Source organism: Mycetohabitans endofungorum, assembly GCF_002927045.1.
GTDB classification, from domain to species: Bacteria; Pseudomonadota; Gammaproteobacteria; order Burkholderiales; family Burkholderiaceae; genus Mycetohabitans; species Mycetohabitans endofungorum.
Genome location: NZ_PRDW01000009.1, coordinates 16,038 through 35,756, shown reverse-complemented (window position 1 = coordinate 35,756; position 19,719 = coordinate 16,038). Strand labels below are relative to the sequence as shown.

The following is a 19,719-nucleotide window of genomic DNA, read 5'->3' as shown; positions in this document are numbered from 1 at the left end:
AAGTCATGCCGCGACTATAAGGGCACGCGCCCGTCTAATAAATGCGACAACAGGAAACGCATTGTGTCGTGTCGGTTATTAATCTCGCGCGGGTGCCAGTCCCGTCCATGCCCGCGAGCGCACTGCCGCGAGTCCGAACATATCCAGCGCGCGCGCGACAGTATCGGCCACCAATTCGTCGATCGTCGTGGGGCGGTTGTAGAACGCCGGCACCGGCGGGAACACAATGCCGCCCATCTCAGTGACGGCCGTCATGTTGCGCAGATGCGCGAGATTCAGCGGCGTTTCGCGAACCATTAGCACGAGCCGGCGCCGCTCCTTCAGCGTGACATCGGCAGCCCGGGTAATCAGGTTGTCGGACAGGCCATGCGCGATGCTGGCCAGCGTTTTCATTGAGCACGGCGCCACGATCATGCCGTCCGTCTGAAATGAGCCGCTCGCGAACGTCGCGCCGATGTCGCGCGGATTGTGCACGTGATGCGCCAACTGTTCGAGTGCCACACGCTCGATGCCCAATTCGTGCCGTACATTGAGCCAGCCTGCGCTGGAGACGACCAGGTGGCTTTCGACGCCGTCCAACTCACGCAGCGCGCGCAGCACGCCGGCGCCGTAGGCGGCGCCGGTGGCGCCGGTGATCGCGACGATTAACCGTCGTGTCGACGGCCGCGCGTCATGAGGCATTCGTGAACAGCTGTTGCAATTCTCCGGACTCGTACATCTCCATCATGATGTCCGAGCCACCGACGAATTCACCGTTCACATACAACTGCGGAATCGTGGGCCAGTTTGAAAACGTCTTGATGCCTTGCCGCACTGCCTCGTCCTCAAGGACATTGACCGTATGCACCGAATCGACGCCGCACGCCTTCAGGACCTGGATGGCTCGGCCGGAGAAGCCGCACATCGGGAACTGCGCGGTGCCCTTCATGAACAGCACGACCGGGTGGTCGCTGACGATTTGCTTGATGCGCTCTTGAGTATCCATGGCTGACCTTGCTTCAAATACGGTTTGGATTAGATGATAGCGGATTTCGTCTGCTCGAGCCGGCGTTGCGGCTCGCTAGCGGCTGCCGCAGGTGACGCGTTCGATGCCGGCCAGGTCCCGCACGGAGCGTACCGAATCAAAGCCATGCGCATCGAGCAGCGCGCGCACGGCTTCAGCCTGGTCGTACCCGTGTTCCAGCCATAGCGTGCCGCTCGGCGCCAGCCACGCGGCGGAGGCGGCGGCGATCGCGCGAATCGCGCTGAGCCCATCTGCGTGGTCGGTCAGCGCGTCCAGTGGCTCGAAGCGCAGGTCGCCCTCGCGCAGGTGCGGGTCCGATGCGGCGATATAGGGTGGGTTGCTGACGATGGCGTCAAAGCGCGCCGGGGCGGCGCGATGCGGTTCGCTAAGCGCATCGAACCAATTGCCGTGGCGTAGTGCGAGACGGGGCTGCGTTGGTGTGCCTGACGTGACGAGGTCGTGACGCGCGGCCGACGCCGGCAGTGCCGGCGCAAGCGCCGCGTCGCCGAGTAGGCGCCGCGCATTGCGCCGCGCGACATCCAGCGCGCCAGCGCAGCGATCCGTGGCGACGATCCGTGCATCCGGGCGCGCATGGGCGATCGCGATCGCGATGGCACCGCTGCCAGTGCCAAGATCGAGTATGCGGGGGGCCGGGATCGTCCGTACCGCGTCTAGCGCGCACTCGACCAGCAGCTCCGTCTCCGGACGCGGGATTAGCACGTGCGGCGTCACGTCGAACTCGAGCCCGAAGAATTCGCGCGAACCGACCAGTTGCGCGATCGGCTCGCCCTCGACACGCCGGGCCTGCAACGCCAGAAAGCGCGCCGACAACGCGTCCGGCAGCGCGTCGTCGGCACGCGTGATCAGCGCAGTACGCGGCCAATCTAGCGCGTGGGCGAGCAGAATCCGGGCTTCCAGCGGGGCGAGCGGCGAGGTTCGCAGCAGTTGTGCGACGCAAGTCATGATGCGCTTACTCGGTCTCGCCCATCGCAGCGAGCAGCTCGGCCTGGTGTTCCGAGACGAGCGCGTCGATCAGCGTATCTAAATCGCCGTCCATGATCTGTTCCAGTTTGTACAGCGTCAGGTTGATTCGGTGGTCGGTCAGCCGGCCCTGCGGGAAGTTGTAGGTGCGAATGCGCTCGGAGCGGTCGCCCGAGCCCACGAGGCTTTTGCGGGTGGCGGCTTCCTTCGCATGCTGTTCCTGATATTGCTTGTCCTTGATGCGGGCGGCCAGCACCTTCATCGCGCGCTCCTTGTTTTTATGCTGCGAGCGATCGTCTTGGCATTCCACCACGATGCCGGTTGGAATGTGCGTGATGCGCACCGCCGAGTCGGTCTTGTTGATGTGCTGGCCGCCGGCGCCGGACGCGCGGAACGTGTCAATGCGCAGATCGGCCGGATTCAGCTCGACCTCGGCGATCTCGTCCGCTTCCGGCATCACGGCGACTGTGCAAGCCGACGTGTGGATACGCCCCTGCGTCTCGGTGGCCGGCACCCGCTGCACGCGATGCCCGCCTGACTCGAACTTGAGCCGCGAATAGGCGCCCTGACCGATGATGCGAACGATCACTTCCTTATAGCCGCCCAGGTCCGACGCGCTCTCCGACATCATCTCGACCTGCCAGCGATGGCGCTCCGCATAGCGCAGATACATGCGCAGCAGATCGCCGGCGAACAGCGCGCTCTCGTCGCCGCCGGTGCCCGCGCGGATTTCCACGAAGATGTTGCGCTCGTCGTTCGGGTCCTTGGGCAGCAGCATTTTCTGCAAGTCGCGCTCCAGTTGCTCCATCCGGCTGCGCGCCACACTGAGTTCGTCTTCCGCGAAATCCCGCATCGATGGATCGGCCAGCAATTCCTGAGCGGTCGCCTCATCGTTGCGCACGGTTTTCCACTGAGCATATTGCTCGACCACTGGCGCGAGTTCCGCGTGCTCGCGGGTTAGCTTGCGGTACTGGTCAAGATCGGACGCGACATCCTCGCGCGAAAGCAGTTCGTTCAATTCCGGCAGCCGCTTGGTAAGCTGCTCCAGCTTGGCTTGCATACTCGGTTTCATCGGCGCATCTGGCAAAGGGCGCGAACGGGGTCGCGTTCAATGGAAAACGAAGGCACGCTCGACGATACGCGCGTGCCGGCGGGTGTCGAGCGCCACTAACGCTCGGAGGGGCCAACGTGCTGGTAGAAGCCGGACATCAGGTCGACCAGCTTGTCGCGATCGCTGCCGGCCGCGTGGGTCAGCGCATGCGTCGGGCCATGGATGAACTTGTTGGTCAGCGCCTGCGACAGCGCCTCGATTACGGCGGCGGGATCATCGCCGCGTGCTAGCATTTTCTGCGCGCGCTCCAACTCCACGCGGCGCAGCCGGTCAGCTTGCGTGTGCATGTGACGGATCACCGGCACAATGCTGCGTTGCTCGAGCCAGTGCATAAAGGCTTGCACGCGTGTCTCGATAATCGCCTCGGCCTGCGCGACGGCGGCCTGCCGGATGGCATTGCCTTCCTGCACGATTGAGCCGAGGTCGTCTACCGTATAGAGGAACACGTCGTCCAGCTCGGCCACTTCGGGCTCGATGTCGCGCGGCACCGCTAAGTCCACCATGAACATCGGCCGGTGCTTGCGTGCCTTGACTGCGCGTTCCACCGCGCCCAGGCCGATGAGCGGCAGGGTGGACGCGGTACACGACACAACGATGTCGAACTCGTGCAGCCGAGACGGCAGGTCGGCGAGCGTGATCGCCTTGCCGCCGAAGCGCTCGGCCAGCTTGCTACCGCGCTCCACGGTGCGGTTGGCGACGATCAGCTCACGCGGATTTTGCGCGGCGAAATGCGTTGCGCACAACTCGATCATCTCGCCGGCACCGATGAACAACACGCGTTGTCCGGCAATGTTCTCGAAGATTCGTTGCGCCAGCCGCACTGCCGCGGCGGCCATTGATACCGAATGCGCGCCGATCTCTGTCTGCCCGCGTACTTCCTTGGCTACCGCGAACGTGCGCTGAAACAGCTGGTTCAGGTAGGTACCGAGTGCACCGGCTTCCGACGCGGTACGCACGGCGTCCTTCATCTGGCCCAGGATCTGGGTTTCGCCGAGCACCATCGAGTCCAGACCCGATGCCACTCGCATCGCATGGCGGACTGCTTCGGACTGCGGCAGCGCGTAGATATGCGGGGCAAGCGCCTCGACCGGTATCCGGTGATAGCTCGACAGCCACGCGATCGCATGCTCGCGCGCGGCGCGGTCGTCGGTCGCGCAGTAGATTTCGGTCCGGTTGCAGGTCGACAGTATCGCGGCCTCCGCCAGCGCTTGCTGTGCGTGCACGATACGCGCGGCGGCGCCGGGGGCCGCGACGCGCACGTCATCGCGGCGCGCCCACGCGTCTTTAAGCGTGTGCAGGGCCGGCTTGATCTGCTCGAGCGGAAACGCCACGCGCTCGCGCAATGCGACTGGCGCGGTGTGGTGGTTGATTCCGATGGTGAGCAGGTGCATGGTTGCCGTCAAAAGTAGCGCGTTATTATAACTTTTTTGGCCGTTGGCAACCCCGGACGCTGGCGCGCTGAGGGGCGACGCATCGCGTATGCTATACAGGAGTGGCGCGCGTTGCCAACCGAAAACTACGGTTTCTATCTCAACATTCGCGGCGCTGTATCAACCGTGAAATACGGATATTCGAAAAAACTCACCGGCCTGGGCGCGGTCAGCGCGTGGTGCACTGTCAATCCGATGCCTGTCCGGAGCCGTACCCCATGATTCAGAACCGAACCGAAATGCCTGCCGTGGATGTTCGTCAGACGAATTCCACGATACTTGACACAATGCGCTGATGGGCTGGATCGGCACCTTACTGCTGGGTGTTGCGATTGGCGGCTTCGGCTGGTGGCGCCATCCGGCACGCCGCGCGGCGGCACTGCCCGCGCTCATCGTCGGCGCGTTGGCCGCCGGCGCGGTTAAACTGGCCGGCAACGCGAGCGGGCTGTTCGAGGATGGTGAGGTGCTCGAATGGTCGCTGTGCGTGCTTGGCGCGATGACGGCCGTGGCCGTGGCCGTAACCGCCTCGCTTGGCTCACATCTTTTTCGCCGGTGAACTCAATGAACGCCCGACAACCCGCCGCCGATCAGGCGGTCTCCCTTCCCGAACGGCTGGCGCGGCTGCGCGATGCGATGAAGCGCGCTGATTTGGCCGCGTATATCGTGCCGTCCGCCGATCCGCACTTGTCCGAGTACTTGCCGCAACGCTGGCAGGGCCGTGCGTGGCTGTCCGGCTTCACCGGCTCGGCTGGCTTGTTGGTCGTGACGCCGGACTTTGCGGGACTGTGGACTGACAGCCGCTACTGGGTGCAGGCTGCCGCGGAACTGGCCGACAGCGGCATCGAGTTGATGAAGATTCAAGCTGGACAGGCGCAGCCCCATGTGGACTGGCTCGCCGCACACCTGGAACCCGGTGCGCGGGTCGGCGTGGATGGTAGCACGCTGGGCTTGGCCGCTGCGCGTGTGCTGCAGGACGCGCTGCAGGCCGCTGGCGTGCAGCTGCGCGCCGACGTGGACCTGCTCGAGTTGATCTGGGACGGCCGGCCAACGCTGCCTGGCACGCCCGTGTACGAGCACGATCCCTGCTACGCGCCCGTGACCCGCGCGCAAAAGCTCGACCAGGTGCGCAGCGCGATGCGCGACAAGGGAGCGCACTGGCATTTCGTCTCCACGCTGGATGACATTGCATGGATTTTCAACCTGCGCGGTGCCGACGTGAGCTATAACCCGGTATTTGTTGCGCACGCGTTGATTGGGCCGCAGCACGCGACGCTGTACGTGGCCGACGGCAAGATCGACGCGGTGTTGCGCGAGCGGCTGGCGCAGGACGGCGTGCGCGTTGCCCCATACCGGGACGCGCCGGCGGCGCTGGCCGCGATCGAGCCGGGCAGCACGCTGCTGATCGATCCGCGCCGCGTCACGTATGGGTTGATGCAAGCCGTGCAGCCTGGGGTGAAATTCGTCGAGGTGGTGAATCCGTCGACCTTTGCAAAGTCGCGCAAGACGGAAGCGGAAGCCGTCCATGTGCGCGTGACGATGGAGCAGGACGGCGCCGCGCTCGCGGAATGCTTCGCGTGGTTCGAACAGGCGCTCGGGCGTGAGCGCGTCACCGAGTTGACGATCGACGAAAAGCTCACCGCCGCGCGAGCACGCCGCCCCGGCTTCGTGTCCCTTAGCTTTCCGACGATCGCCGCGTTCAACGCCAATGGCGCGATGCCGCACTATCGCGCGACGCCGCAGTCGCATGCGCTGATCGAGGGCGACGGTCTGCTGTTGATCGACTCCGGCGGTCAGTATCTGGGCGGCACTACCGATATTACACGCGTCGTGCCGGTGGGCCGGACCAGCGCCGAGCAGCGGCGCGATTTCACGCTGGTGCTCAAAGGTATGATTGCGCTGTCGCGCACGACGTTTCCGCGTGGCGTGCGCTCGCCGATGCTAGATGCGATAGCACGGGCGCCGATTTGGGACGCATGCATGGACTTTGGGCACGGCACGGGCCATGGGGTCGGCTATTTCCTGAACGTGCATGAAGGACCGCAGGTGATTTCGCACTATGCGCCGGCCGAGTCCTACACGGCGATGGAAAAAGGCATGATCACGTCGAACGAGCCTGGTATCTACCGTCCCGGCCAGTGGGGCATCCGCATCGAAAACCTGCTGCTGAGCCAGCCGGCGCGCACGACCGAGTTCGGCGAATTCCTCTGCTTCGAAACGCTGACGCTGTGCCCGATCGATACCCGCTGCATCGAGCGATCGTTGCTGCGTGAAGACGAAGTGGCCTGGCTCAACGCTTACCATGCGCAAGTGCGTGAGCGGGTCGGCAAGCATCTGAGCGGCGACGCGAAAGCGTGGCTTGAAACCCGTACCGTGGCAATCTGAGCCGCCCAAGCGGCCCGCGACCTGATGTCAACGCGTGATCGGCTTGTACCGCAGCCGCTTCGGTGCGGCTGCCTCGTCGCCGAGTCGCGCCCGCTTGTCGGCTTCATATTCCTGGTAGTTGCCATTGAAGAACACCACCTGCGAATCGCCTTCGAACGCGAGGATGTGCGTGGCAATCCGGTCCAGGAACCAGCGATCGTGCGAAATCACCATCACCGACCCCGCGAATTCGAGCAGCGCATCCTCGAGCGCGCGCAACGTTTCGACGTCCAGGTCGTTTGATGGTTCGTCCAGCAGCAGCACGTTGCCCCCGGCGATCAGCGTCTTGGCCATGTGCAACCGTCCGCGTTCGCCCCCCGATAGGTTCCCGACCTGCTTTTGTTGGTCGGCGCCGCGGAAATTGAAGCGGCCGATGTACGCGCGCGACGGCGTTTCGTAGCGGCCGACCGTCAGCACGTCCGCGCCGCCGGAAATCTCTTCGAACACCGTCTTGTCGGCGGCCAGCGCATCACGGCTTTGGTCCACGTAGGCGAGTTTGACCGTGGGTCCGAGCTTGACGGTGCCGCAGTCCGGTTGCTCGCGGCCCGTGATCATCCGGAACAGCGTCGACTTGCCCGCACCGTTCGGCCCGACGATGCCGACGATCGCGCCGGGCGGTACCGAAAAGCTCAGATTGTCGATCAGCAGGCGGTCGCCGAAGCTTTTGCTGACGTTCTGGAACTCGATGACTTCGTTGCCGAGACGCTCGCCCACCGGGATGAAGATTTCCTGTGTCTCGTTGCGCTTTTGGTATTCGACGCTGTTCAGTTCCTCAAAACGGGCGATACGCGCCTTGGACTTGGCCTGGCGGCCCTTCGGGTTCTGGCGTACCCACTCCAGTTCCTTATGGATCGCCTTCTGACGAGCGGACTCCGCCGCCTCTTCCTGCTTTAAGCGAGTTTCCTTCTGGTCCAGCCAACTACTGTAATTGCCTTTCCACGGGATGCCGTGGCCCCGATCCAGTTCCAGAATCCACTGCGCTGCGTTATCCAAGAAGTAGCGATCGTGCGTGACGGCCACGACCGTGCCCGGGAAGCGCACCAGAAACTGTTCGAGCCACTCGACCGATTCCGCGTCGAGGTGGTTCGTCGGCTCATCGAGCAGCAGCATATCGGGCTTTTGCAGCAGCAGCTTGCACAGCGCGACACGGCGTTTCTCGCCGCCGGACAAGTGCTCGATCCTGGCGTCCCATGGCGGCAGTCGCAGCGCGTCGGCTGCCACCTCGAGTTGCTGCTTGGCGCTACCGCCTTCGGCGGTGGCCAGGATCGCCTCGTACTTCGCCTGTTCGGCGGCCAACGCGTCGAAGTCGGCGTCCGGTTCCGCATAGGCCGCGTAGATTTCATCAAGCCGCTGCTGTGCGTGGAACAGCTCGCCGAGGCCTTCTTCGACCGCTTGCTTGACCGTGTGTTGCGGGTTGAGTTGTGGTTCCTGGGGCAGGTAGCCGATCTGGATGTTGGACATCGGGGTAGCGTCACCCTCGATGTCCTTGTCCAATCCGGCCATGATTTTCAGCAAGGTCGATTTGCCCGAGCCATTTAAGCCGAGCACGCCGATCTTCGCGCCAGGAAAGAATGACAGCGAGATGTCCTTCAGGATATGTCGCTTGGGCGGCACGATCTTGCCGACCCGGTTCATGGTAAAGACGTATTGAGCCATCGGGTTTGCGTAATGGAGACGAAGCTGGAGGGGGGGCAGCTTGGTGCGGGCGCAAAGCGCATGCGCGGCTGCCCAAAACCCTCATTGTACGGCTCCGGGCCGATGGCGGAGCGCATCGGCAGTGTGGTGGCTTGGCCGCCGCATACTGAATTGCCGTAGTTTGCAGTTGCATTGCGCTGCTGCTACGATTCGGTTTCGGGCATGTCCCACTTTTCTTTTCTGATCAAACGACACCAAGGGAGGCGCAGTGATGTTGATACCGCAGTTCGCCGTCCCACGCGTGGCGCCACAGCACCGTTAGATCGCTGCCGGCGCGAGCTGTACCGAGCACCCGCGCGGTTTCCCGACAGATCCGCTGCTTGTCGCTGGTTTTATCCGGCCCGCATCGTCTGTCCGTTTCTGTTTCTCTTTCTCTTTTGGGACGGTCCCGCGACCAGCGAGTCGTGGGCAGTTGCAAATGGCTCGAAAAAAAATCGACTTTGGCGGACAAGCCTTCAAGGCTGTCCTCGGTTTCACCTTTGCGCATTGGGGCAAGCAGCCCTGGCGGATCGCGGCGATCGCATCACTGGCGTTGCTGTCGGCGCTCGCCGATGTGCTGACGCCGCTGTATGCGGGACGCCTGATCGACGCGCTCGCCACCGGCGCGAGCGGCGCCGCGAGCAAGCAGGCCGCGTGGGGCGCGGCGGTTTCGGCCTTCTGGATCCTTGCGACGCTGGGGTTGGGTGGCATGTTGATGCGCCAGTTTGGTTTTCTGAACATCATTGTGCTCACGCTAAAGATGATGAGCGAGATTGCGTCCAGCGCGTTCTATCGCGTGCAGCGTTTCTCTGCCGACTGGCATGCGAACAGCTTTGCCGGCTCGACGGTGCGCAAGGTCACGCGCGGCATGTGGGCACTGGACCTGCTTAATGACACGTTGCTGATCGCGTTGTTGCCGTCGCTGGTGATGCTCGTCGGCGCCACCGTGCTACTTGGCGTGCAGTGGCCGGTGATGGGCATCGTGGTCGGCATCGGATCGATCACGTATGTCGCGGTCACCGTGGTGCTGTCGCTTGGCTACGTGGCCCCGGCCGCGCGGCTGGGTAATGCGTGGGATACGCGGATGGGCGGTGCGTTGGCCGACGCGGTCAGCTGCAATGCCGTGGTGAAGGCGTTCGGCGCTGAACAGCGCGAGGACGCGCGCCTTGCCCGTGTGATCGGCAAGTGGCGACAACGCACGCGCCGTACCTGGATCCGCGGTACGCTCAACGGTGGCGTGCAGGGCGGCATGCTGGTCGCGATGCAGGCTGCGATGCTCGGGGCGGCCCTGCTGCTGTGGGTTCGCGACTTGGCTAGCGTGGGCGACATCACCTTTGCGCTGACCATGTTCTTCATGTTGCAAGGGTATCTGCGCGAGGTGGGCATGCACATCCGCAACCTGCAACGTTCAGTCAACGACATGGAGGAACTGGTGTCGTTGCAGGCGCAGCCCTTAGGTATCGACGACAAACCGGGCGCGGGGCGTATCGTAATTCGCCGGGGCGAGATCCGCTTCGAGCACGTGACGTTCCGATACGGCGCTCACGCGACACCGCTGTACGAGGATTTCTCTGTGCGCATCGCTCCCGGCGAGCGTGTCGGCCTAGTCGGCCATTCAGGCTCGGGCAAGACGACGTTCATTAAGCTGATCCAGCGGCTGCACGACGTAAGCGGTGGGCGGATCACGATTGACGGGCAGAATATCGCCGACGTCCAGCAGGCGTCGCTGCGCAGCCAGATCGCGATCGTGCAGCAGGAGCCTCTGCTGTTTCATCGCTCGCTGGCCGAAAACATCGCGTATGCGAAGCCTGGCGCAAGCCGCGCGCAGATCGAGCGTGCGGCGAAGCTGGCCAGCGCCCACGACTTCATCACCGCGCTGCCCGACGGCTACGAGACGTTGGTCGGCGAGCGGGGCGTCAAACTGTCCGGCGGCGAGCGCCAGCGGGTGGCGATCGCGCGTGCCTTCCTTGCCGATGCGCCAATCCTGATCCTGGACGAGGCGACCTCCAGCCTGGACAGCGAGAGCGAGGTGCTAATCCAGCGGGCGATGGAGCGGCTGATGATCGGGCGCACGACGCTGGTCGTCGCACACCGGTTGTCGACGGTCCGAGCACTGGACCGGTTGCTCGTGATGAATAAGGGGCGGATCGTCGAGGAAGGGAGCCACGACGAATTGATTCGCGTGGAGGGCGGCTTCTACCGACGGTTGTTCGAGCGCCAGGCGCTGGAGTTGACGCGGGGATGGGACGCCGCTGGTGCGGCTGTGGGGCGCCGGCAGCCCACGGCCGCCGGCGTGCCGGATGCCGATTTGTCGCTGCCGTTGCCTGAGTAGCGGCGGGGACGGCCGCAATGCACGGACATGGCGGCGGGTGACTCGCGGAGTTTGTCGCGGCGCAGTGTCGAGTAATGTGGTGGCAGCGGAGACGGCGATGCGTGAGTCACGAAGCGAGTCGCGGACATCCCGCACTTAACGAGGACCGTTCCGCTCGCGTGCGCCCGCCATCGGCGGGCCTCGCATGGCGGATGTTCGAGGATGTCGGCGGCGTGGCCGGCGTCCGGCCAGCGGCATGGTGTTGTGAAAGCAGCGCTATTGGACTGCGTGCCGGCAACAGCGCGTTAGACGTTGAACAAGAAGTTCATCACATCCCCATCCTGGACTACGTACTCCTTGCCTTCGGCGCGCATCTTGCCCGCTTCCTTCGCGCCTTGTTCTCCTTTGTAGGCGATGTAATCATCGTACGAAATCGTCTGAGCGCGGATGAAGCCGCGCTCGAAATCCGTATGGATGACACCGGCCGCTTGCGGCGCCGTATCGCCGACATGAATGGTCCACGCGCGCACTTCCTTGACGCCGGCGGTGAAGTACGTCTGCAGTCCCAGCAGCTTGAAGCCTGCCCGGATCACGCGATTCAGTCCAGGCTCGTCCATGCCCATGTCGGACAGGAAAATGCCTTTTTCATCGTCTGGCAACTCGGCGATTTCCGCTTCGATGGCGGCGCACACGGCGACGACCGGCGAGCCTTCCTTCGCTGCGTAGCCACGCACCGCATCGAGGTACGGATTGTTCTCGAAACCGTCCTCCCGCACGTTGGCCACGTACATCGTCGGCTTCGCAGTAATTAGGCAGAACGGCTTGATCAACGCACGTTCGTCGTCGGACAGATCCATCGCACGGACTGGGCGTACCTGGTCTAGCTGTGCGCGCACCTTGTCCAACACGGCTGCTAGCTTGACTGCTTCCTTGTCATTGCCCGATTTTGCCGCCTTCGAATAGCGTGCGAGCGCCTTCTCCACGGTCGCCAGGTCGGCCAGCGCCAACTCAGTATGGATCACTTCGATGTCCGCGAGCGGGTCCACCTTGCCGGCGACGTGAATCACGTTGTCGTCGTCAAAGCAGCGAACCACGTGCGTGATCGCATCCGTCTCGCGGATGTTGGCCAGGAACTGGTTACCCAGACCTTCTCCCTTGCTCGCACCCGCGACGAGCCCGGCGATATCGACGAACTCGACGACCGCCGGCAGCACGCGTTCGGGCTTGACGATCTGTGCCAAAGCGTCGAGCCGCGGATCCGGCACCTCGACCACGCCGACATTCGGCTCGATCGTGCAAAACGGATAGTTCTCGGCGGCGATGCCCGCCTTAGTCAGCGCGTTGAAGAGAGTGGACTTGCCGACGTTGGGCAAGCCGACGATGCCGCATTTGAGGCTCATGGAAAACCTTTACGAATCAGCGTTTGGCGCGTCAGTGCGTGTGCTTTGTCGCGGCTGGCTCCACGCTGGCAACTGCGAAGAGTCGAGGACGAGACCAACCAACACGGTGTAGGGACGCGATCCTGTGTCCCTACTTGGCCTAAAAACGGAGATTGTAACGCTTTCGGACGCCGCCGCCTTCCTCTGTCGCGCGGCTGCGCTGGGCGGGAACATGAGTTCACATGAGGTGACTAGCGCGCTTGCGCGCGCCGAGCGCGACGGCGACGGGATGCGCGACGCATAGTGCTGTCCGGATTGAGCTTCTCGTCGCCGTCCGGGGCATCACGCGCCGACTGGATGACGCGTCTTGCGGAAACGCCGACTGACACGTGAGCTGAAGCTTCTCACGCTGGCCGTGATGCTGGCAAACGAGCGCCTGGTCCTCCCCGTACTGTCGGTATTCGTCGTATCTTGCCGCGTCGGACGGTGTATGCCGGTTTCAATATTTGCATTCGCGGACTCGGTTTTATTTTTTTTCTTGAGAAAACTCTTGACTCGTTTAAGAATGTTTGGCTTTGATGCGAATTGGCTTTGCTGATCAATAGCCTCTGACGAATCAGTGACGTTATGTGAAAATGGCTTAATAGATGATGGGAGGCCGTGATCGTTTATTAATTCCGTTTGCGTGTCGGTTGCCTTGGTTATTCCCTGCTTTAACTGCAGCTGCTTTTGGCTGTGTGCATCACTCGCTGCGGGATCCACATCTTTGAATTGACCTTCCAACCATGCTTTAGCCTGCAGTATGCTCTGATTGAGGTCGTCGTCCCCAATCTCGTTTATAGAAGAGCGATGGGCTTGGGTCGGTGTTGATTCGGGACTTTGCTTCGCCGGTTGACTCGTCTGGGACGCTGCACTATGGGTAGGCTGAGCCACCGGGCGACCTGCTGACATGGAGGCGCGCACTTGCGTCGCGTAGCGCGATGCATCGGTATCGTACTTTGCAGAGCGGCGCTCCGGTGTCCGGGGCTGCTCGTCGTTTTGCGCACGGTCCTGATGCTGCGCACTCAGCTTATTTTTGCCGAGTGGATTGGCATGTGGATTCTTCAATGCTTTCAGAAATTTGTCGCCCTTTTCTTTGGCTTCTTCTAAATTCGAGAAGCTGGGCACTCTCCTGAGGCCGACCGGCTGAAAGGATGCTGTATCACGTGCCTGGGAGTCCTCCCCAAGCAGCAATTGGTAAAACTGATCAAGAGTAACGGGTTTCCGTGGTGAAGTTGGCTGCTGTGCCCGCTGAGCAGCACCTCTAAATGGATTGTGGTCTTCTGCGCTGAATGGGTTATCGCTTGCCGAACCTGATACGGCGAGTTGCGTTATGTGCCGATCCGAGAGGGCATTATTTACTTGCATATCGTCAACCAGCATGATTAATTGGAGTTTGCACCTTAACGATTTTGCTTCAGGCGGGGTGATAATTGCGCGATCCCGGGAGAGCATAAACGAAGCTACGCAATCATTGATTTATCTGTGTTTTAATAATCCGCCATAATCGGTATATTCTCGGACGGGCGAGGGCTTCATGCAGTTGACGACGCAGTGGTTAATTCAAAAGCGCATCGTAAGCTGTGGCTTGCGTTTGTCGATTAATACGTTAAGTGCCGTGTACTGGTGTGCTGGACGGGGGCGTTCCGCACCGATGTTGTCCGGTGCATCGCGTACCTGTCCGCCGACCGCAAATGAGGCCCGTGCGCGCAGTATCTCGGCCCGAGATCGCCGGCCCTGGACGCTATAATGCGCCAATGAATTCCGTACAATCGAACCATCAGGTCATCGTGATCGGCGGCGGGCTGGTCGGCAAGGCCGCCGCGCTCGCGCTGACTCAGGCCGGCCTGCGCGTCGCGTTGCTTGCGCAGTGCGCGCCCGCGCAAAGTGAACATCGGTTCGATGCGCGTATCTATGCGCTGTCGTCTAGTTCACAAGCGTTGCTGGAGCGGCTGCGGGTCTGGCAAGCCCTTGAGCCGGCGCGGTTGTGCCCGGTGTACGACATGCGTGTGTTCGGTGATGCGCACGCACAACTGCATTTTTCTGCATTTCAGGCAGCGGTTCCGCAGTTGGCGTGGATCGTCGAATCAAGCTTGATCGAACGCGCGCTTGACGCCGCATTGCGGTTCCAGCCGCTACTGACCTGGTGCGAATCGCGGGCACAGGCGCTGCAGCATCACCCGGAAGCCGTCAGCGTGACGCTGGACGATGCGCGGGTATTGTCTGCCGACCTGGTCGTCGGCGCGGACGGCGCGCACTCCTGGGTGCGGGAGCAGGTCGGCGCGAAGGTGAAACGGCGCGACTACCGGCAAACGGGCGTCGTGGCGAACTTCCGGTGCAGCAAACCGCATCATGAAACCGCATTCCAGTGGTTCATCGACGGTGAGATCCTCGCGTTGCTGCCGTTGCCGGACTCACACGTGTCGCTGGTCTGGTCCGCCCGCACCGAGCACGCGGATGCGTTGCTGCAACTGGATCTACCAGCGCTGGCCGAACGGATCGAGGCCGCCACGGGCGGTGCGAGTTCGCGTCAGGTCGGCACGCTCGAAGGCGTGACTCCCGCGCAAGGATTCCCGCTGGCGCTGCAGACGGTGGACCGGCTGGTTGCGCCGCGCGTGGCGCTCGTCGGCGATGCGGCTCACCTGATCCATCCGCTCGCGGGGCAGGGGGTCAACCTCGGGCTGCGCGACGTCGCTGCGTTGCTAGATGTGATGAACCGCAAGGAACCGTTTCGTGATCTCGGCGATCTGACGCTGCTTAGACGTTACGAGCGTTCGCGCCGCGAGGACATTCAGAAGTTGACCATCGCAACCGATGGGCTGCAGCGGTTGTTTGCGCTGCCGGGCGGGCTGGCCCGTGGCATTCGCAACGTCGGGATGGCGATGGTCGGCGCGCAGCCATTCATCAAGCGCTGGCTGGTGTCGGCCGCGCTCGGCTGACGCGTGTGCGCTCAATCAAACAAGGAACCACGATGACACTTCGAATTCGCACGATCACGCTGACCGCGGTGGCCGGCGCGCTGCTGGCGGCCGCCGCGTTGGCAAGTTATTCCGCATTTGCCGATCCGAGCCTGGATAGCGTGAAGGTCGCGGTGCAGAACCGGCTCGGTTCCGATGCGAGCATCAAGGGCGTGGCTAAGACCCCGATTGCCGGACTGTACGAGGTCAATCTTGGCAAGGAAATCGTCTATAGCGACGCCAATGCCGATTATCTGGTGCTGGGCGACCTGGTGGATACTCGCACGCGGAAGAACCTGACGCAGGCACGCAACGACGAGTTGAACAAGGTCGATTTCGCGAGCCTGCCACTGGCCAACGCCGTCAAGGTCGTCAAGGGTAATGGCGCGCGCAAGCTCGCGGTATTCTCAGATCCGAATTGCGGGTACTGCAAGCGGCTGGAGACGACGCTGAAGGGATTTGACAATATCACCGTCTACACCTTCCTGTATCCGATGCTTTCGCCCGACTCGGACGCGAAGGCAAAGGCGATTTGGTGTTCGGCGGACCGCGCGAAGGCATGGCAGGCGTGGATGCTCGATCATCAATCACCGAGCGCGGCCGGCAATTGCGATACCAGCGCGTTGCAGAAAAACCTGGCGCTGGGCCAGAAGCTGAACGTGAGCGGCACGCCGACGATCATCCTGGCCGACGGGCGCCGGCTCCCCGGCGCGGTGCCGGCCGAGCAACTCGACAAGGCCCTGTCCGCGCAGCATTGACGGTTCGCCCAGTGGCGGTCCGTGGCTCCGATTCGTTCGTCCGGCCGGCGGGCCGGCGCCTATCTGCGTATTTCGATGAAGCCGATTCGTTATTCCATCATCCCGAAGCACCCGGCCGCCCACTTGTTCGAGGTCACGTTGACCGTGGCGGATCCGGATCCGGACGGCCAGCAGTTTATGCTGCCGGTTTGGATACCGGGCAGTTATCTGGTACGCGAATTTGCACGCAATATTGTGACGCTGAGGGCGACGAACCAGGCCGGCCGTAAGGTCGCCGTCGTCAAGCTGAACAAGAACACATGGCGTGCGGCCGCCGTGGACGGCCCGTTGACGTTGACCTACGAGGTCTACGCGTGGGACCTGTCGGTGCGCGCCGCGCATCTGGACGAGTCGCTCGGTTTTTTCAACGGTACCAGCGTATTCCTGGCCGTTGCTGGACGCGAGCAGTTGCCGTGTGAGGTGGAGATTCGACGTCCTGAAGGCAACGCTTATCGCGGCTGGCGGGTCGCTACCGCGTTGCGCGAGGCGCGCGGCACGCGTCGTTACGCCTTCGGCTTGTACGTCGCACAGGACTACGATGAATTGATCGACCATCCGGTCACGGTCGGCGAGTTCGAACTGGCCCGCTTTGATGCGCACCGCGTGCCGCACGACGTTGTGATTGCAGGCAGGGTACCGGCGCTGGACATGCCGCGGCTGTGCGCAGATTTGAAGCGGATATGCGAAGCGCAGATTGCGCTGTTTGAGCCACGCACAAAGCGCGCGCCGATGGATCGGTACGTGTTCATGACGCTAGCGGTGGGCGACGGATACGGTGGACTCGAGCATCGCGCGTCGACCGCGCTGATCTGCAAGCGCGATGATCTGCCGGTGAAGGGCAAGCCGCAGACCACGGATGGCTATCGCTCATATCTCGGCCTGTGCAGTCACGAGTATTTCCATACCTGGAACGTGAAGCGGATCAAGCCGGCGGCGTTTGCACCGTACGACCTGACGCGAGAAAACTATACGCCGCTGCTTTGGCTGTTCGAAGGGTTCACGTCGTACTACGAAAACCTCATGCTGGTCCGAGCAGGGCTGATCTCACAGGACGAATACCTTGCGCAGTTGGGCAAGACAATCGGCTCTGTGCTGCGCGGCGCCGGGAGATTGCGTCAAACCGTGGCCGAAAGCTCGTTCGATGCATGGGTCAAGTACTACCGGCAGGATGAGAACGCGGGCAATGCGATCGTGAGCTACTACACGAAGGGATTGCTGATTGCGCTGGCATTCGACTTGTCGATTCGGGCACAGACGCGCCATCGCAAGTCGCTCGATGACGTGATGCGTCTGCTGTGGCAACGCTACGGACGCGACTTCTACGCGGGGCGGCCGACCGGCGTCGAGGCGGCCGATATCCCGGCGTTGTTTGCCGAGGCGAGCGGCGCGGACTTGAGCCGGCTCTTTCGTGACGCGGTGAACGGCACGCGCGATTTACCGCTGGACGCACTACTCGCGCCGTTCGGTGTTGAACTGGCTGCTGCCGACACGAACGGCAACCCATCGTTGGGCGCGCGTTTGCGTACCGGCAATGATTGTACGCTTGCGAGCGTCTCCGACGGTGGCGCGGCGCAAAAGGCCGGCTTGTCCGCGGGTGACGTGTTGGTGGCCATCGATGGGTTGCGGGTGCCCGGCAGCGGACCTGATGCGCTGCTGGCACGCTATCGGCCCGGTGACGTGGTGCAGGTGCACGCGTTCCGTCGGGACGAATTGCGCACCGTACGACTCAAGCTGGATGCACCGGAGGTGGCGAACTACACGCTTACGGCGCGGACGAGTCCCGCGCCAGCCAAGCGCGCGCGCGACGCGTGGTTGCATGCCGGCCGATGATCGTTCCGCCAGTGCAACAATCCGTGTCGCGCAGCCCCCTTTTTCGCGCTGCGCCAAAAACTAGAATGGCTCCTGACCGGGCATGATGCTCGAACTGAACCTGACGGAGCCCAACATGACTACGATTCTCCAGATCAATTCCGCTGCGCGCACGGAGGCGCAATCCACGCTGTTGGCCAATGAATTGACGGCGAAGCTGCAACAGTCGCACCCGGATGCCACGCTGGTCGTGCGGGATCTGTTGACCAATAGCTTGCCGCACCTGGACGAAGCAGCACTTGGCGCCTTCTTCACGCCGGCAGAACAGCGCAATGCGCAGCAGCAGGCGATCATCGCCCGCAGCGACGCCTTGGTGGCGGAGTTGAAGGCTGCCGACATCATTGTCATCGGCGCGCCAATGTACAATTTTGGTATCTCCAGCCAGTTGAAAGTGTATTTCGACCATGTCGCGCGTGCTGGCGTGACCTTCCGCTATACGGCGGAGGGCCCACAAGGGCTGGTCACGGGCAAGAAGGTGTATGTCGTGACCGCGCGCGGTGGCAAGTACCTCGGCACGCCGGCGGACTTGCAGACGCCTTATTTGAAAACGTTCCTCGCCTTTATCGGCCTGACCGACGTCACGTTCATCTTCGCCGAAGGGCTGAACCTCGGTGAGCAATCCAAACAAAGCGGCCTGGCGGCGGCACGCGAGGCAATTGCCGCTGTGTGATGCGCAGTTGCCGGCGTGCGGGCATGACGTCGCCAGTGGCACTGCCAGTTCAGAGCGGTGTTCCGGCCTGCCGACCGGGCGGCCAACGGAACGGCGCCCCGAATGGGGTTGGCTTCCGGCCGGCTCCAATCGGCTCCCGGCAGGCCACAGTCGGCTCACGGCACGCGCCAATCGGCTCCCAGCAGGGCCCAGTCGGCTCGCTCACGGCACGCGCCAATCGATCGGCTCGCGACCAACCTGGCGCAGATGCTCATTGGCAAGCGCGAAGTGGCGGCAACCAAGGAAGCCGCGGTGCGCCGACAGCGGTGACGGATGCGGTGCTTCGAGAATCCGGTGGCCGCGGCCGTGCAGTAACTGTCGTTTGGCTTGCGCATGCGAGCCCCACAGCATGAACACAAGGCCTTCGTGCCGCGTGGCAAGGTGCTCGATCAGCGTGTCCGTGCATTGCTCCCAGCCACGCTTCGCATGGCTGGCCGCCCGGTTGCGCTCGACGGTCAATACCGTGTTGAGCAGCAGCACCCCTTGCCGGGCCCAGTAATCCAGGCAGCCATGGCGTGGCACTGCATGGTCGAAAGTCGCGGCAATTTCCTTGAAAATATTGCGTAACGACGGGGGGGGCCGGACGCCGGGAGGCACGGAAAACGCCAGTCCGTGCGCCTGCGGCACGCCGTTGTCCTCGCCGTGATAGGGATCCTGACCTAGGATGACCACCTTGACGTCGTCTGGCGACGTCAGATGCAATGCGCGGAACACGTCCGTCGGATAAACCGTCTTGCCGCTGCTGCGCTCATGGTCGACGAACTCGCACAGGCGCGTGTATGCCGGACTGCCGATGAACGGCGCCAGGTGTGCGCGCCACATCGCAGGCAGGCTGTCGAATTGTTGTTCGAGGGTGAGTGCCGCGCAAGACGGTGGACACGACCGCGGCGATGGTGCCACCGTGCACTCATGCGGGGGCGGCGGATCGTCGAACAACGACGGTTGCTGGCGCTCGGTTCGCTGCTTGCCGGCACCGCGCAATGCGGTGGCGGTGGTGGAGTGTTTAATGCGGGAAGCCATGATCGCGATAAAGTCGGA

Annotated in this window: 16 protein-coding genes; 7 read left to right on the top strand and 9 right to left on the bottom strand. The window is 62.9% G+C overall.

All coding sequences use genetic code 11. The features are described from left to right. Window positions 1-78: 78 nt before the first annotated feature. The 5 genes from B0O95_RS09830 to hemA all read right to left on the bottom strand — a co-directional run bounded on the left by B0O95_RS09830 (window position 79) and on the right by hemA (window position 4,486). Window positions 79-681 carry a UbiX family flavin prenyltransferase gene (locus B0O95_RS09830; RefSeq protein ID WP_104077757.1) on the bottom strand — a complete coding sequence of 201 codons (603 nt, stop codon included), beginning with the start codon at window positions 679-681 and terminating at the stop codon, window positions 79-81. Continuing rightward, a complete protein-coding gene (gene grxD, locus B0O95_RS09825) occupies window positions 671-985 on the bottom strand; it encodes a Grx4 family monothiol glutaredoxin (RefSeq protein WP_104077756.1) in 315 nt (104 codons plus the stop codon). Before grxD ends, B0O95_RS09830 begins: the two co-directional genes overlap by 11 nt. Window positions 986-1,060: 75 nt before the next feature. Continuing rightward, window positions 1,061-1,966, bottom strand: a complete 906-nt coding sequence (prmC, locus tag B0O95_RS09820; protein ID WP_104077755.1) for a peptide chain release factor N(5)-glutamine methyltransferase — start codon at window positions 1,964-1,966, stop codon at window positions 1,061-1,063. 7 nt (window positions 1,967-1,973) lie between these two features. Next, window positions 1,974-3,056, bottom strand: a complete 1,083-nt coding sequence (gene prfA, locus B0O95_RS09815) for a peptide chain release factor 1 (RefSeq protein ID WP_104077754.1) — start codon at window positions 3,054-3,056, stop codon at window positions 1,974-1,976. A gap of 95 nt (window positions 3,057-3,151) precedes the next feature. Next, the gene (gene hemA / locus B0O95_RS09810) at window positions 3,152-4,486 is read right to left on the bottom strand and encodes a glutamyl-tRNA reductase (protein WP_104077753.1); all 1,335 of its coding nucleotides are present in this window, start codon (window positions 4,484-4,486) and stop codon (window positions 3,152-3,154) included. A 334-nt stretch (window positions 4,487-4,820) separates the two neighbouring features. Between hemA and B0O95_RS09805 the strand changes: the two genes are divergently transcribed. Further along, the gene (locus B0O95_RS09805; RefSeq protein ID WP_104077752.1) at window positions 4,821-5,081 is read left to right on the top strand and encodes a hypothetical protein; all 261 of its coding nucleotides are present in this window, start codon (window positions 4,821-4,823) and stop codon (window positions 5,079-5,081) included. Window positions 5,082-5,086: 5 nt separating this feature from the next. After that, a complete protein-coding gene (locus tag B0O95_RS09800) occupies window positions 5,087-6,907 on the top strand; it encodes an aminopeptidase P family protein (RefSeq protein WP_104077751.1) in 1,821 nt (606 codons plus the stop codon). Window positions 6,908-6,934: 27 nt separating this feature from the next. Here B0O95_RS09800 and ettA read toward each other — a convergent pair whose 3' ends face one another. Then, the gene (ettA, locus tag B0O95_RS09795) at window positions 6,935-8,602 is read right to left on the bottom strand and encodes an energy-dependent translational throttle protein EttA (protein ID WP_104077750.1); all 1,668 of its coding nucleotides are present in this window, start codon (window positions 8,600-8,602) and stop codon (window positions 6,935-6,937) included. 457 nt (window positions 8,603-9,059) lie between these two features. Between ettA and B0O95_RS09790 the strand changes: the two genes are divergently transcribed. Beyond that, window positions 9,060-10,952: an ABC transporter ATP-binding protein gene (locus tag B0O95_RS09790; RefSeq protein ID WP_104077749.1), complete on the top strand. Its 1,893-nt coding sequence runs from the start codon at window positions 9,060-9,062 to the stop codon at window positions 10,950-10,952. Between the two features lie 284 nt (window positions 10,953-11,236). On the opposite strand, the gene ychF is transcribed toward B0O95_RS09790, so the two are convergent. Next, on the bottom strand, window positions 11,237-12,331 hold the full coding sequence (gene ychF / locus B0O95_RS09785) for a redox-regulated ATPase YchF (RefSeq protein ID WP_104077748.1): 1,095 nt from the start codon (window positions 12,329-12,331) through the stop codon (window positions 11,237-11,239). Window positions 12,332-12,652: 321 nt separating this feature from the next. Next, window positions 12,653-13,732 carry a hypothetical protein gene (locus tag B0O95_RS15545; RefSeq protein ID WP_146064044.1) on the bottom strand — a complete coding sequence of 360 codons (1,080 nt, stop codon included), beginning with the start codon at window positions 13,730-13,732 and terminating at the stop codon, window positions 12,653-12,655. Between the two features lie 374 nt (window positions 13,733-14,106). Here B0O95_RS15545 and B0O95_RS09780 point away from each other — a divergent pair, with 374 nt between their 5' ends. The 4 genes from B0O95_RS09780 to B0O95_RS09765 all read left to right on the top strand — a co-directional run bounded on the left by B0O95_RS09780 (window position 14,107) and on the right by B0O95_RS09765 (window position 18,642). Continuing rightward, complete coding sequence (locus B0O95_RS09780; RefSeq protein ID WP_104077747.1) at window positions 14,107-15,288, top strand: UbiH/UbiF family hydroxylase; 1,182 nt, start codon at window positions 14,107-14,109, stop codon at window positions 15,286-15,288. 32 nt (window positions 15,289-15,320) lie between these two features. Next, window positions 15,321-16,064 carry a DsbC family protein gene (locus tag B0O95_RS09775; RefSeq protein ID WP_104077746.1) on the top strand — a complete coding sequence of 248 codons (744 nt, stop codon included), beginning with the start codon at window positions 15,321-15,323 and terminating at the stop codon, window positions 16,062-16,064. Window positions 16,065-16,139: 75 nt separating this feature from the next. Then, window positions 16,140-17,933 carry a M61 family metallopeptidase gene (locus B0O95_RS09770; RefSeq protein WP_104077846.1) on the top strand — a complete coding sequence of 598 codons (1,794 nt, stop codon included), beginning with the start codon at window positions 16,140-16,142 and terminating at the stop codon, window positions 17,931-17,933. A 115-nt stretch (window positions 17,934-18,048) separates the two neighbouring features. Then, window positions 18,049-18,642 (top strand): FMN-dependent NADH-azoreductase, encoded by a 594-nt coding sequence (locus B0O95_RS09765; RefSeq protein WP_104077845.1) that lies wholly within the window; start codon window positions 18,049-18,051, stop codon window positions 18,640-18,642. Between the two features lie 201 nt (window positions 18,643-18,843). Here B0O95_RS09765 and B0O95_RS09760 read toward each other — a convergent pair whose 3' ends face one another. Continuing rightward, window positions 18,844-19,701: a uracil-DNA glycosylase gene (locus tag B0O95_RS09760; RefSeq protein ID WP_104077745.1), complete on the bottom strand. Its 858-nt coding sequence runs from the start codon at window positions 19,699-19,701 to the stop codon at window positions 18,844-18,846. Window positions 19,702-19,719: the final 18 nt, after the last annotated feature.